Raw genomic sequence first — 14,458 nt, forward strand, 5'->3', positions numbered from 1 at the left:
TGTGGGCGGCGTGAACAGGAGGATCGCGACCCTGATCGTCGCGCTGGTGCCGATTTTGACGTTCGGCATTCTGCTGACGGCGGTGACGGTGCCCTACGTAGCGCTGGGCCCCGGTCCGACGTTCAACACCCTCGGTGAGATCGACGGAATGCAGATCGTCGACATCGAGGGCGCTGATCTGCACCCCACCACCGGTGAGCTCAGCATGACCACGGTCTCGCAGCGCGACGGACTGACGCTGGGACAGGCCCTGGTGTTCTGGGCATCGGGTCGAGACCAGCTGCTCCCGCGCGATCTGGTGTACCCGCCGGACAAGACCAGGGAAGAGATCGACGAGGCGAACAGCACCGACTTCCGGCGGTCCGAGGACAGCGCCGAGTACGCCGCGCTGGACTACCTGGAGTACCCGATGGCCGTCACCGTGCGCACCGTCGATGCTGACGGAGCGTCCGAGGGCAAGCTGCAGCCCGGCGACGCCATCGACGCGGTCGACAACCAGCCGGTGGCCACCCTCGACGAGTTCCAGGCGATCCTCGAGGACACCAAGCCCGGCGACACCATCGTCGTCGACTACCGCCGCAAGAACGCCCCGGCCGGGATCGCCGAGATCACCCTCGGTGAACACCCCGACAAGGACCAGGGCCTGCTCGGGGTCGGCGTGCTGGACGCGCCGTGGGCGCCGTTCAGCGTCGAGTTCAACCTCGCCAACGTGGGCGGACCGTCCGCGGGCCTGATGTTCAGCCTGGCCGTGGTCGACAAGCTGACCACCGGCGACATCAACGGCTCGATGTCGGTGGCCGGTACCGGCACCATCTCCGGCGACGGCGAGGTCGGCTCGATCGGGGGTATCACCCACAAGATCGTCGCCGCCAGAGAGGCCGGCGCCAGTGTGTTCCTGGTCCCTGCGGAGAACTGCGACGAGGCCAAGACCGCCGACGGGGACGGCATCGAGCTGCTGAAGGTGGACACCCTCGGGCAGACGATCGACGCGCTGCGCACTCTTTCAGCCGGGGGCGAACCCCCCCGTTGCTGACGGTGCGCTCTGGCCCAGGTGCGTACAGTGAGGGCTTAGTTATAGTCCCTGCGCAACCGCTGGGAATGTTCGAGACTGGAGTGATCGAGTGGGGATGCGGCCTGCGGCGAAAATGCCGGCGCTGACGAGACGAAGCCGAATTCTGATCGCGGTCGCGCTGGCCGTCGTGGTGTTGTTGCTGATCGGGCCCCGATTCATCGACACCTACGTCAACTGGTTGTGGTTCGGTGAGTTGGGCTACCGCTCGGTGTGGACCACCCAGATCATGACGCGCGTCGTGTTGTTCTTCGTCGTCGCAATCCTCATCGGTGCGGTGGTGTTCGCCGCGCTGGCGCTGGCCTACCGCACCCGGCCGGTGTTCGTCCCGACGGCGGGACCCAACGATCCGGTGGCCCGCTACCGCACCGCGGTGATGTCGCGGCTGCGCCTGGTGGGCATCGGGGTGCCGGCGTTCATCGGTGTGCTGTCGGGTTTCGTGGCGCAGAGCTACTGGGACCGGGTGCAGCTGTTCCTGCACGGCGGCAGCTTCGGCGTCACCGACCCGCAGTTCGGCATCGATCTGGGCTTCTATGCCTTCGATCTGCCGTTCTATCGACTGGTGCTGTCCTACCTGTTCGTCGCCGTGTTCCTGGCGTTCGTCGCGAACCTGCTGGGCCACTACCTGTTCGGTGGCATCCGGCTGACCGGTCGCGCCGGTGCGCTCAGCCGCGCGGCGCGGATCCAACTGATCACCCTCGTCGGCCTTTTTGTGCTGCTGAAGGCGGTGGCCTACTGGTTCGACCGCTACGAGTTGCTCAGCCACACCCGCGGCGGCAAGCCGTTCACCGGCGCCGGGTTCACCGACATCAATGCGGTGTTGCCGGCGAAGCTGATCCTGCTCGCCATCGCGCTGATCTGTGCGGTGGCGGTGTTCTCCGCGATCTTCCTGCGCGACTTGCGGATCCCCGCGATCGGTGTCGTGCTGCTGCTGCTGTCGTCGCTGGTCGTCGGCGCCGGCTGGCCGCTGGTAGTCGAGCAGATCAGCGTCCGGCCCAACGCCGCGCAGAAGGAAAGCGAGTACATCAGCCGCAGCATCACCGCGACCAGGCAGGCCTACGGCCTGACCGAGGAAGCGGTGACCTATCGCAGCTACCCCGGCAATGCGCCCGCGACCGCGCAGCAGGTGGCCGCCGACCGGGCGACCACGTCGAACATCCGGGTGCTCGACCCGAACATCGTCAGCCCGGCGTTCACCCAGTTCCAGCAGGGTAAGAACTTCTACTACTTCCCCGACCGGCTCAACATGGACCGCTACCCCGACGAGGACGGCAACCTGCGCGACTACGTGGTCGCCGCGCGCGAGCTGAACCCGGACCGGTTGATCGACAACCAGCGCGACTGGATCAACCGGCACACCGTCTTCACCCACGGCAACGGCTTCATCGCCTCGCCGGCCAACACGGTGCGCGGGGTGGCCAACGATCCCAACCAGAACGGCGGCTACCCGGAGTTCCTGGCCAGCGTCGTGGGCGAGAACGGTGAGGTGATTTCACCGGGACCGGCCCCGCTGGCGCAGCCGCGCATCTACTACGGGCCGGTCATCTCGAATACGCCGGCCGACTACGCGATCGTCGGCGAGAACGGGGAGCCGCGCGAGTACGACTACGAGACCAACACCGCCACCCGCAACTACACCTACACCGGTGAGGGCGGGGTGCCGATCGGGAACCTGCTCTCCCGCAGCGTGTTCGCAGCGAAGTACGGGGAGCGCAACTTCCTGTTCTCCAATGTCATCAACGAGAACAGCAAGATCCTGTTCAACCGTGACCCGTCCGAGCGGGTCAAGGCGGTGGCGCCGTGGCTGACCACTGACACCTCGATGTACCCGGCGATCGTCGACGAGCGGATCGTGTGGATCGTCGACGGTTACACCACGCTGGACAACTACCCGTACTCGGAGCTGATGACGCTGTCTTCGGCGACCACCGACTCCACCGAGGTGGCGCTGAACCGGCTGCAGTTGGACAAGCAGGTGTCCTACATCCGTAACTCGGTCAAGGCCACCGTCGACGCCTATGACGGCACCGTGACGCTGTATCAGCAGGATGAGCAGGACCCGGTGCTGCAGGCGTGGATGAAGGTGTTCCCGGACACCGTCCAGCCCAAGAGCGCGATCACCCCCGAGTTGCAGGAACACCTGCGCTATCCGGAGGACCTGTTCAAGGTGCAGCGCGCGCTGCTGGCCAAGTACCACGTCGACGATCCGGTGACGTTCTTCTCGACGTCGGACTTCTGGGACGTGCCGCTGGATCCGAACCCGACGGCCAGCAGCTACCAGCCGCCGTACTACATCGTCGCCAAAGACCTTGCGCTGCAAGACCGGACGTCGTCGTTCCAGTTGACCAGCGCGATGAACCGGTTCCAGCGGGACTTCCTGGCGGCCTACATCAGCGCCAGCTCGGATCCCGACACGTATGGCCGGATCACGGTGCTGACGATCCCGGGCCAGGTCAACGGCCCCAAGCTGGCGTTCAACGCGATCAGCACCGACACCGCGGTCAGCCAGGACCTCGGTGTGATCGGTCGGGACAACCAGAACCGGATCCGCTGGGGCAATCTGTTGACGCTGCCGATCGCCGAGGGCGGGCTGCTCTACGTGGCGCCGGTTTACGCCTCGCCGGGCAACACCGACGCGGCGTCGTCGTACCCACGGTTGATCCGTGTCGCGATGATGTACAACGACAAGATCGGCTACGGGCCGACGGTGCGGGACGCGCTGACCGATCTGTTCGGAGCGGGTGCCGACGCCACCGCCACCGGGCCGGAACCCACCGGCGGAGAGCAACCCGCGGCCCAACCGCAGGCCGACCAGCAGGCTTCGGTGACGCCACCGGCGAGCCGGCCCGGCGGCGACAACCCGCAGGCGCAGCCCGAAGCGCCGGCTCCCGCGGCGGTTCCGTCCGGGCCGACCGAGTTGTCCGGGGCGAAAGCCGCTGCGCTGGAAGATGTCAACCAGGCTCTCGATGCCATTCAGGAGGCGCAGCGCAGCGGTGACTTCGCCGAGTACGGCGAGGCACTGCAACGCCTCGACGACGCGGTGAACGAGTACCAGACCACCGAGTAGTCGCCTCCGCCGGTGCGATATCGGTTGCTCGGCCCACTTCAGGTGGTCCAGGGAGAGACCGTCCTGGACCTCGGCCCGCCCAAACAGCGGGCGGTGCTGGCGGCATTGCTGCTGGCGCAGGGCCGGGTGGTGTCGGTGGACCGGCTCATCGACGTCGTCTGGGGGGACGACGTCCCCGCCAGCGCCACGGCCGGACTGCAGGCCTACGTCTCCAACCTGCGCCGCATCCTGCGTGCCGGACCGGGTGACTCGCCGATGGCTTCCTCGGTGGCACAACCGATCGTGCGCCGGTCGCCGGGCTACTACCTCGACGTCGATGCCGAGACCGTCGACCTGACGGTCTTCACCGCCGGGTGCGTGCGTGCCGCGGCGGCAGTCGAGGCCGAGCGCTGGGACGAGGTACTGGCGGAGGCGGAGGCGGCGCTGGCCCTGGTGCGGGGCGAGCTGCTGGAAGACCTGGCAGATGGGGCGTGGGTCCGGGAAGACGCGGCTCGGGTGGCCGAGATGTCCTCGGAATGCCTGGCCAACAAAGTGATTGCGCTGCTTGCCCTGGGGCGGGTACCGCGCGCGCTGACCGAGGTGTCACGACTGCGCGAACGGGACCCGTTCGCCGACCGCGGATGCCGACTGCAGATGCTGGCGCTCTACCGCGCCGGTCGGGCTGCCGAGGCTTTGGAGACCTACACCCGGCATGCGCGGCGGCTGGATGACGAACTCGGTCTGGAACCGGGACCGGAACTGCGGGCACTGCAGACGGCGATCCTGCGGCAGGCGCCCGAACTGGCGGGATGGCCGCGCTCGCCGGAATGGACCGGCGCCGCGGCACTCCCCGCACCCGAGGCGGTGAGCGTGGTCGAGACCACGGTCGAGGCCGGTCCGCGGCGGGTGCCACTGGTGGGCCGGGGACGCGAACTGGCCAGGGCCGGCGAGATTCTGGCACGGGCGAGCGCTGGTGCGACCGGATGGCTGGTGCTGTCGGGCCCACCCGGTATCGGAAAAACCCGCCTCGCCGAGGAGATCGCGGGTCTGGTGTCCGCCGACGGCGGCGAGGTCATCTGGGTCGGCTGCCCTGATGAGGGGGCGACGCCGCCGTGGTGGCCGATGCGCCAACTGGTGCGTGCACTCGGCGGGGACGCCGACGACGTGCTCGAGGTCCCCCCCGATGCCGACCCCGACACCGCCAGATTCCTTGTCTACGAACGTATCCAGTCGCTACTGGAATCGACGCCCGGTTTACTGGCGGTGATCGTGGACGATGTCCAGTGGGCCGACACCGCCTCGGCCGGCTGCCTGGCCTATGTCGCCGGGGCGCTCCGCGGCAGCAGGGTGCTGTTGATCGTGACGGTGCGCGACGCAGAGCTGACCCCCGAGGTCGCGCGGCTGTTGAGCACCGTGGCCCGCGGGGAGGACAACCGCCACATCGACGTCCCGGCGCTGTCGTCGGCCGACGTCGCGACGTTGGCCAACGAGGTCGCCGAGGAGGTCGTGACCGCAGCCGAGGCTGCCGAGCTGGCCGACCGCACCGGCGGGAACCCGTTTTTCGTCTCCGAGTACGCCCGGCTGCCGCGCGCCGAACGGGCCGGCAACGAGATCCCGCGGGCGGTGCGCTCGGTGCTCGACCGGCGGCTGGCCGCGCTGGACCCGGCCGTCGTGTCGGTGCTGCGCACCGCCGCGGTCATCGGCGACACGATCGACGCCGCCGCGGTCCCGCTGCTCGCGCGGGCGACCGGGCTGGATCTGGACACCCTCGCCGACCACCTCGACGAGGCGGCCGACGAACGGATCATCGTCGTCTCCCACGTCGGAGACGGATACGGGTTCGCCCACGGCCTGCTGCGGGAGCAGTTGCTCGCCACAATGCCGGCGTTGCGGCGGAAAAGGTTGCACGCCAAGATCGCTGAAGTGCTGTCGGACGATGCCCAGCAGGGCGGCCCGACGCGGCGCGCGCAGCATCTCGTCGCGGCGCAGCCCCTGGTCGAGCCGGCGGAGGTGGTGCGGGCCTGCCGGGTGGCCGCCGAACAAGCCACCGCACAGTGGAGTTCGGACATCGCGGCGGGGTGGTGGCAGTCGGCGCTGGACGCCTACGACCTGCTGCCGGCGTCGGCCCGCGAGGACGGTGAGCGGGACGCGCTGACCGTGGAGCTGCTCGAGGCGCACTCCCGGGCCGGTCGGGGCCAGTTGGTGCTCGACAGCGTGCAGCGTTATCTGGGCGAGGCGTTGCGTACCGGGCGGGCCGCGACGGCGGGCCGGGTGGCCAGCGCGCTGCTGCGTGCCAGCGGGGGATGGCCGTGGCTGGCCCCCGGGCACGACCCGGGGCAGTTGATTACGCTGCTGGAGCGGGCCGCGACGCCGTCCGAGGACGCCCCGGCCTCGGCGGCCAGGGTGCTGCCGGCGCTGGCCGTGGGTCACTGTTATCACCCCGATCCCGGCATCGCTGCCGAGCTGCTGGACCGGGCCGAGCGGCTCGCCGAAGCGGCGAGTGACCCAGATGTGCTGGCCGACGTCCTGGTGGGCAGGCTCATCACCTACTCCGGGGTCTGCACGCTGAGCCATCAGACGCTGTCCTGGGTGCGGCGGTTGAATTCGCTGCGGCACAGCAGATCACGCGAGGATGCGGTGATCGCCCATTCGGTGGCGACGATGGCGGCGATGAACCTCGCGGACGTGGCCGGGGCGCGCCGCCATCTGCTCGAGGGCATCGCGGGCAGCGAGGAACTCAAGCTCCCGGTGCTGCGGGCGCAATTGCGGTGGATGGAAGCGGTACTGGCGATGTGGGTCGGAGACTTCGCCCAGGCCGCACGCCACCACGCCACTGCCGCGCACGTGCACGAGCAGACCGAGCTCTACGAAGCGGGAAGCGGGCTGCTGGCCGCGGCGTCACTGCTGCGGGAGCGGGGCGGCCCGTTGGACCCAGGGTGGACCGATCTGCATGCCAGCCAGGCGACCGGCGGACAGGGCATGGTGGGGGTGGTGCGCACCGCACTGCTCACGTTGGCCACCGGTCCCCAAGCCCGCGCCGATGCCGCCGCCACGCTGCGCAGGAGCGTGGACGCCACCGGTCGGGGTCATATCTGGACGACGCTGGGTCACCTGACGCTGTTGGCCCATCTGGCCGCTGATCACCGGTTACCGGAGTTCGCGGACCCGCTGCTGGTCCAGCTCGACCCGTTCCGCGACCGGATCGCGGTGATCGGTCAGGTCGGCCTCGCCGGACCGGTCAGCCTGGCCACCGCGCGGCTGCACGCGCTGCGGGATGACCGTCAGCGTGCGGCACAGGACGTGGCGTCGGCGCGGGACATCGCCGAGCGCAGCGGCGGCGTGCCCACGCTGCTGCGGTGCCGGTTGCTGGAGTGTGAGCTGACCGAGCCTGGCCCGGGCAGGTCCGCCCTGGCCCGCACGCTGGCGAGCGACGCCGCGGCGGCGGGAATGTCCACGGTCGTGCAGGCGGCGCGCGCTCTGGTCTGACCCCCTGCGGCCATTGCTCTGGCCCGTGTCGAAGAGGACGATGGAGTGGTCCGGCGGCGCCGCTGGGACGCTGCCGAGGACCACGGAGGCAGACCCATGTACGCACGCAGTTCCACTATTCACGCGCGGTCCTCGGAGATCGACGCCGGCATCGCCTACATTCACGACACGGTCTGGCCGGCGCTGTCCGGTCTCGACGGCTACGTCGGGTTGTCCCTGCTCGTGGACCGGCTGACCGGTCGATGCATCGCGACCACCGCCTGGCAGTCCGAGGAGGCGATGCACGCCAGCGGCCCGGTCACCAGCGACCTGCGCGACCGGGCTGCGGCGATTCTCGGCGGCAGCCCCACCGTCGACGAGTGGGAGATCGCCGCTCTGCACCGGCATCACCACTCGGCACCGGGGGCGTGCGTCCGGGTGACCTGGGCCCGGGTCGATTCCGAGCTGGCCGATCGCGCGATCGACGGCTACCGGATGGCCACCATCCCCGCGCTGGAAGAGCTCGACGGATTCTGCAGCGCCAGCCTGCTGGTGGACCGGGACTCCGGCTTCGGCGTCGCATCGGTGACGTTCGACAGCCCCGAGGCGATGAGGCGCAGCCGGATCGCGACCGATGCGCTCAAGCTCGCCACCGCCCGTGACACCGGCGCCGAGGTGCTCGACGAATGCGAGTTCGACCTGGTGCTGGCACATCTGCGGGTCCCCGAGATGGCCTGACCCGGGGTGACTTCGGCGTAGCTGGTCACCGCGGGGGTGACGAAGCACGCCGAAACCGCTTGGTTTTTTCTTGGTGTCGTAGACCAAGGGTCCGCCAAGTCCGCTGGGTGATGCTTCTCGTCGAGCATTCCCAGAAAGGACTTCGATGACGACACCAACCAATCTGACCTGCGATGAGGTGCTGCGCACGCTGCGTGATCAGGTCGCGACACCCGTGGCACTGCCCGGAGAGCCGGGCTACGAGCGGTGCACGCCGTGGAACGTCGCGGCGCCTGTGACCCCGGCGGCGGTCGTGCTGGCGACCTCGCCCGAGGATGTGGCGGGCACGGTCAGGTTCGCAGCCGCCCACGGTTTCTCGGTCACCGTCCAGGCGACCGGGCACGGCGCCGTCGGGGTGGGGCGGGACACGATCCTGGTGCAGACCTCGGCGATGAGGCACTGCGAGGTCGACGTCGTACACCGCACGGCGCGGGTGGGGGCCGGCGCGCGGTGGCAGGATGTGCTCGAGGCGGCCACCCCGCACGGCCTTGCGCCGCTGTGCGGTTCGGCACCGGGCGTCGGAGTGGTCGGCTATCTCACCGGCGGCGGGATCGGGCCGCTGGTGCGCACCGTCGGGCTGTCGGCCGATCACGTGCGGGCCTTCGACGTGGTCACCGGGGAGGGTCGGCTGTTGCACGCCACGCCGGACGAGAACGCCGACCTGTTCTGGGGCCTGCGCGGCGGCAAGGCCACGCTCGGCATCGTCACCGCGGTCGAGATCGACCTGTTGCCGATCGAACAGTTCTACGGCGGCGCAGTCTATTTCGACGGCGCCGACGTGACCGCGGTGCTGCACGAGTGGGCGGCCTGGAGCGTCCAGCTGCCCGAGACGATCAACACGTCGATCGCGGTACAGCAGCTGCCACCGCTGCCGGGGGTTCCCGAAGCCCTGGCCGGCCGGATGACGGTCGCGGTGCGCTACACCGCGGTGGGAGATTTCGCGGAGGCCGAGCGGGCGCTGGAGCCGATGCGAACGGTGGCGACGCCGCTGATGGACACCGTGGGGGTGCTGCCGTATGCCGCTATCGGCGCGGTACACGCCGACCCGGTGGATCCGATGCCGATCAACGAGGACCAGGCGTTGCTGACGGCACTGCCCGCCGAGGCGGTGGATGCGCTGCTCGCAGCCGCAGGCCCCGGTTCAGGCTCCCCGCAGGCGATTGTCGAGCTTCGGTTGCTCGGAGGAGCGCTGGCGCGTGAGCCGCGGCACCGCAGCGCGTTCTGCCAGCGCGACGCCGCGTTCTCACTCGCGGTCATCGGCGCGCTCATCCCGGAGATCGCCGACATGGTGATCGGCCACGCCTCGTCGGTGGTCCACGCCGTCGCACCGTGGTCGACCGGGGGGCAGATGGCGAACTTCGCGCCGTCGTATGACCCGGCGCGCCCGTCGCGGGTCTACAACGACGACACCCGGTACTGGCTGGCGGCGTTGGCTGAGCGCTACGACCCGGCCCGGGTGCTGGCCACCGGCCAGGTGGTGCGCTGACCGTTTCCCCGCGAGCGCGCGTGTCTGCCCGTCGCCGCGCCGGAAATCGTGTGCAAACGCGCGCGCTCGCGGCCCGCGAGGGTGCCTGAACAGGCGATTTGGAGGCGGCGCGGCAGCATGGGTAACCTTGCGTTCACCATCGCGGGGTGGAGCAGCTCGGTAGCTCGCTGGGCTCATAACCCAGAGGTCGCAGGTTCGAATCCTGTCCCCGCTACCAGGTAAAACGGCCCTCGGAGGTAACTCCGGGGGCCGTTTTCATTGGTTTTGGGAACACTTTTGGGAACATTAGCTTGACTAAGTATTCGAGTTGGTAAATCACGCGGACCCCGCAAAGCAGGCACCAATCGCAAGTCGAGTGCCCCGCGGCGGCAAGCTGAAAGAAGGAAGGCGTCGAACACGTCATCTCGCTGTCCCGTCCGATATGGTCAGCGCGAACAGCCACCCGCTAATTCTCCACTTGCGGGGAGGAGGGGCAGAAGGACATGTGGATATCGAGGATTAGGATCACCGGCGGTTTCCTGAACGGCCTCGACGTGTCCTTGGCGAAGGGGCTGAATGTTGTCGTGGGCCCCCGAGGTGTAGGCAAGACGACATTTCTCGAACTTCTGCGTCACGCTGTTGGAGCCCAACACGCTGAGCAGAGCCCAGCTGCAGAGCGGAGTCGCCAGGCATTTCTCGACGCTGTGCTCGGCGCTGGCGAGGTGATCGTCGACGTCGAGTCCGACGACGGTGGTTTACATCTCGTCGTGGATGCACAAGGCGGAGGGCGGCGTCACGACCTTTCACATCTGGTTCTTGTGTTGGGTCAGAATGAGTTGGAGGAGATCGCCTCCGATGCGGCGAGTCGGTTGAATCTGCTTGACCTGCGCACCGGTTCGTCGACGGACATTCCCGATCGCGATCGAGCAGCAGATATCAGCGAAGAAATCTTCGATTTGAGAAGAGAATTAGAGGATCGCCGCGAAGAGGCGGCCAAGCGTAGTCGTCTGACGGCCGACCGCGAGCTACTCAGGTCGCAAGAGGCTTCCCTCCTGGGGAAAAACTCAGCTCTACTGGCAGGGGAGCGAGACCGACTCCGTGTTGCTGAGGAGTTGGTCATGCAGACAGGCCAAACTCTGCAGCGGATACAATCCGTGAGCGTTGATGTCGAGGATCTGGTTGAAACCCATGTGCGCCATATTGATCGTATGGTTCGGACAGCCGAACTGGCTGTATCCCTTCTGAGTTCGAACGAGGTTGTGAACGCACTGGATAAAGCGGTCACGCTGTCTCGGGATGCTTCCTCGGTTTTGGAGTTCGCTAGCGAAAGACTCCAGGACATCGCTGCGGCAACAGAGCAAGACAACATCACGGCGCGAGGTGTTGCCGCGCCAATCAGGGACGAACTCGATCAGGCCGAGGCGGGCTTAGGGCAAATTACAGCGCAACTCCGCAATATTGAAACCGCACTCCGAAATCTCGATGAGAATGATTTGGCAATTGGCGCTCTAGAAGCGCGTCGCGCACGCCTTTCAGAGCGGCGTGCCGATGAGTTTCATCAAGCGGAGCGCGCTGAAGAACTTCTGTACGAGACTCGGGCGGCCGTCGCGCGAGCGACGACATCCCAGATTGCGAATAATGTTGTCGTAGCAGTCGACCATCTTGCTGATTCCAGCGAGTTCCGCCGATTCCTACAGGGGGCTGTCCGGCGCTCTGGCACTCGAACTAATATCGTTGACGCCGTAGCGGAGCGCGTGTTGCCGAGGCAGCTGCTTGAAATCATCGAGAACAACGACGCGAATAGCCTTGCCGCTATTGCCGGTATCGCAGTAGACCAAGCGCGCCGGCTGATCGAAAATTTGGATGACCGCGAAATTGTCCATGGACTTAGCCGGGCTCGTTTGACCGATAGCGTCGATTTTCGCCTTCGGGATGGTTCGGTTGATAAGAGTGTAGATGAGCTGTCCACTGGGCAAAAGTGTGCAGTGACGCTTCCAATAGTTCTATCTGAGCAGAAGCGAACACTGATCTTGGACCAGCCGGAGGACCACTTGGACAATGCTTTTCTTGTGACAAACATAGTTTCTGGCCTTCGAGCTAGGCGAGAGCACGGAGCTCAGACGATCGTCGCGACGCACAACGCCAACATTCCCGTCTTGGGCTCAGCAGACAACGTCGTCGTTCTAAAAAGCGATGGCAAGTCGGGCAGTGTGGACGTGCAGGGAGCCTTCGACGACGACGAGATCGTTGATCGGGTCACGCGCCTGATGGAAGGTGGACGTGACGCATTTGCGCGCCGTTCGACGTTCTACGCCGAACACGGCGGTATTTAGTGAGCGACGGACCGCAGTCGCAACTGAGCGGATTGCGTTCAGGACCGCCGAGTGAGCGCGCACGATCAGTGGCTTGGCTACTGCAGCATCCGCAGCAGATAAGCACACGCGACCTTATTCAGGCGATACAGGCCGAAACTGTTCCGCGATTGCGGAAAACGTTGATCGAAGTCTTGGAAATCAGACAGAAGGCATCCGTGTCGGGAGCCGGCGACCGGGAAGAAGTGGACACCGGGGTTGACGGTACATCTCAGCGCTCGTCACTCCCGGATCACGCCGATGTCGCAGCACTGATTCGTCATGAACTGTCGGGACCAGTCGGTTGGATTCGGCTGGCGGCAGCGGACGAAATTCCGTCGTTTGCAACGAGCATGACCAACGATGCGATCCGCAAGTTGCAGCGGCGGATTGATGGGCTGGTAACAATGATCAAGGCAAGCGAACCTTTGAAAATTCAACGGTTGAGCTTGCCGCATGTCCTAATCGAGAACTGGCCCTATACACGCGACTCGGTGTTGATCTCGCCCGCAAACGATGCGTCCAGCGATGACATCGATACGGATGAGGGTCTCTTCGCCCTGATGCTGTCGAACATATTCCAGAACGCTATGGACGCTGCGCTGGAGGTCGAGGACGAACCGAAAATTCATATCGCATGGGGATGCACCGAGCGGGACTTCTGGGTCAGGGTGACGAACCCGTTTAAGGGCGATCGGCTCTCACTTGATGACGTTGTGCCAGTTGGTAGTTCGTCCAAGAAAGCACATCAAGGTCGAGGCCTCGCTTTGATCAGGACTGTTGGCGATCGTCTGGGTTTAAGAGTCTCGCTTGAGGGCGTGAGCGGGACTGCGTCATTTACATTCAGTGGAGAGCGTTGGAATTGACCAATCCTTTGGCGGTCCTCGTTGAGGACGATCAACAGCAGCTTGAAATATCGAAACGTGAAATGCAGACGGCCGGATTTGAGGTTCGCGATTTCGACGCCGTCGCCCCAGTGCTGGATTATTTACAAAGTTCCACGGAGCTCGTCGATCTTTTCGTATTAGACCGTCGGCTCCCAGTCAACTTCGGTGACGCCGCGGGTGACGAACTCGGCGACGAACTGTTACGGGCTGTTCGCGCTGCGTATCCAGACGCACGGCTCATCGTGTTCACCGGATATGCCAGCGTGCCCCACCTGCAGCAGGCGCTCGAAGGCGGTGGGTCGCTGCCATCTCACGGTGGTCCGGCCCTGGACCGGATCACCGTTCTTGAGAAGCATCAATCGCTCGAGTTCCGAAAGCACGTCATTGAATTTCGGCAGCTGCTTCAGCTACTCAACGACATCGAAATCACCACCGAAGACCCAGCTGAGTCGCTGACTGCACTGGACAAGCGCCTGCTGCGAAGGCTTGCATTCTCTTACCACGCCGTGTCGGTTTCAGCCTTGTCGCTCAGCGGAGGATTAACCGGGGCAAGAGTGTGGAAATGTGTGCTGAGAGGCCAGGAAGGGCTCCTAGCGACAGTAATTGCCAAGTGCGTCTCGAAATCGAGCCCCCTCGGGGGGCTCCCAGCTCTCCTCCATCGCAGCGCGACAACGTCAACGATCGCTACACTCGGCGGACCAATAGCTGGCAGGTACATCAACGTGCTCCAGATTGCAGGTGAAAATCCGTATTCGTTGATGTCTTTGCTGTCGCGGGACCCAGCGCAGGCGGTCGCCCTGGCGCGGCCGCTGTGGGACGCGCTCCACGCGGTCGATTACCAGCAGAGAGCGCGGCCGGTAGCGGAAATATGCAGTTCGTTGATCGATTGGGAGGAAATTTCTGAACGGCTGTCTGATTTTGAGATCACCGTTCCTGCCGGCAGTATCACTGCTTCCACCGCCATCGGTCTCAGGCACGGCGACCTCCATCCAGGGAACATTCTGATAGACGGCACAGACGCGGTGCTGATCGACTTTGATAGCAACACCTTCGGAAGCGGATTGCTGGATCCCGTCACGATTCTGCTATCGACACTCGTCCATCCTGAATCTCCAATAGCTGGCGCGCGGTGGCCGAGCCCAGTAGACATCACCGAAAGTCTCGGCACTTCCGATTTCGGTCGCGGGCACGCCTGCGAGGCGTGGTTTCGGGCTGTGCAAGAATGGATTTCGGAATGTAGGGCTAGTGATCGCGAGTTTTGGTCACTTGTTCTTGCCTTTGCCGCGCGCCAGCTGCGCTATGCAGATGTGCTCGCAGACGCGGAAACTCTTGGGAGAGTCGTGGCGATCGCGAAGCGCGCTGCGGGTGCGCTTTCAATGACCTAGAAGCATTGGGTCC

At 65.8% G+C, this 14,458-nt stretch carries 8 protein-coding genes and 1 tRNA gene; all 9 read left to right on the top strand.

Annotated features, from left to right (window positions below; genetic code table 11):
* Window positions 1–10 precede the first annotated feature (10 nt).
* Window positions 11–1,033 (top strand): YlbL family protein, encoded by a 1,023-nt coding sequence (locus tag G6N53_RS12460; protein ID WP_163888735.1) that lies wholly within the window; start codon window positions 11–13, stop codon window positions 1,031–1,033.
* Window positions 1,034–1,121: 88 nt separating this feature from the next.
* Entirely contained in the window at window positions 1,122–4,136 is a 3,015-nt protein-coding gene (locus G6N53_RS12465; protein WP_163888736.1) for a UPF0182 family protein, read from the top strand.
* A gap of 12 nt (window positions 4,137–4,148) precedes the next feature.
* Window positions 4,149–7,601: an ATP-binding protein gene (locus G6N53_RS12470; protein WP_205390368.1), complete on the top strand. Its 3,453-nt coding sequence runs from the start codon at window positions 4,149–4,151 to the stop codon at window positions 7,599–7,601.
* A gap of 96 nt (window positions 7,602–7,697) precedes the next feature.
* Complete coding sequence (locus G6N53_RS12475; RefSeq protein ID WP_163888737.1) at window positions 7,698–8,318, top strand: hypothetical protein; 621 nt, start codon at window positions 7,698–7,700, stop codon at window positions 8,316–8,318.
* A gap of 145 nt (window positions 8,319–8,463) precedes the next feature.
* Window positions 8,464–9,843 (top strand): FAD-binding oxidoreductase, encoded by a 1,380-nt coding sequence (locus tag G6N53_RS12480; protein ID WP_163888738.1) that lies wholly within the window; start codon window positions 8,464–8,466, stop codon window positions 9,841–9,843.
* A gap of 140 nt (window positions 9,844–9,983) precedes the next feature.
* Window positions 9,984–10,060: transfer RNA gene (locus G6N53_RS12485), tRNA-Met, on the top strand.
* 265 nt (window positions 10,061–10,325) lie between these two features.
* Window positions 10,326–12,155 carry a hypothetical protein gene (locus G6N53_RS12490; RefSeq protein WP_163888739.1) on the top strand — a complete coding sequence of 610 codons (1,830 nt, stop codon included), beginning with the start codon at window positions 10,326–10,328 and terminating at the stop codon, window positions 12,153–12,155.
* Window positions 12,156–12,223: 68 nt separating this feature from the next.
* Window positions 12,224–13,039, top strand: a complete 816-nt coding sequence (locus G6N53_RS12495) for a GHKL domain-containing protein (protein ID WP_163888740.1) — start codon at window positions 12,224–12,226, stop codon at window positions 13,037–13,039.
* Window positions 13,030–14,445, top strand: a complete 1,416-nt coding sequence (locus G6N53_RS12500; protein WP_163888741.1) for a response regulator — start codon at window positions 13,030–13,032, stop codon at window positions 14,443–14,445. Before G6N53_RS12495 ends, G6N53_RS12500 begins: the two co-directional genes overlap by 10 nt.
* Window positions 14,446–14,458: the final 13 nt, after the last annotated feature.

The organism is Mycolicibacterium hippocampi, from assembly GCF_010723735.1.
GTDB lineage: Bacteria > Actinomycetota > Actinomycetes > Mycobacteriales > Mycobacteriaceae > Mycobacterium > Mycobacterium hippocampi.

Coding starts and splice junctions, on each gene's coding strand:
- G6N53_RS12475 (WP_163888737.1), top strand. CDS start 7,698: ATGTACGCACGCAGTTCCACTATTCACGCGCGGTCCTCGGAGATCGAC.
- G6N53_RS12480 (WP_163888738.1), top strand. CDS start 8,464: ATGACGACACCAACCAATCTGACCTGCGATGAGGTGCTGCGCACGCTG.
- G6N53_RS12490 (WP_163888739.1), top strand. CDS start 10,326: ATGTGGATATCGAGGATTAGGATCACCGGCGGTTTCCTGAACGGCCTC.